This window comes from Phormidium sp. CCY1219, assembly GCF_055795085.1.
Map to the genome: position 1 here is coordinate 1 of NZ_JAYFEQ010000193.1, position 411 is coordinate 411.

Sequence of the window (411 nt, forward strand, 5' to 3'; positions counted from 1 at the left end):
ATGGAGCCAGTTTCAATGGCTTAGCCCCCCTGTTGACCATGCTCAATTCTTGTGCTGCAGGGGTGGGGGTGGTGAATATCGATAACGGCTTCGGCGCGGCAATTTTAGCCGGCCAAATTCTGCGAACCGCCCACCGCCTGCATTCTTCCCCCCGGGATACGTGATATCATCGCCGCTGGAGTGCCGATAAAAAGCCACCGTAGGGTGCGTGACCCCCCCAAGCCGGTGATGCTATGTTACCCCCGAGAAAATCCGGGGGTCACGCACCGCTGCTGGCATACAAATCGCGCGCACTTGGTGTTAATCCATCACCGTCAGGGTATATACTTTGAATCCTCCGCCTCGGGGCAGGGGATTTCCCTCCATATCCGTGGGATAGGATTCCATCGGATTTTCCGGTTCGTAGGGTTC

At 56.7% G+C, this 411-nt stretch carries 1 pseudogene; it reads left to right on the plus strand.

What is annotated here, in order from left to right:
• Nucleotides 1–164: pseudogene (locus AC0QH1_RS01260) on the plus strand (nickel pincer cofactor biosynthesis protein LarB); the annotation flags it as partial.
• Between the last annotated feature and the right edge of the window lie 247 nt (nt 165–411).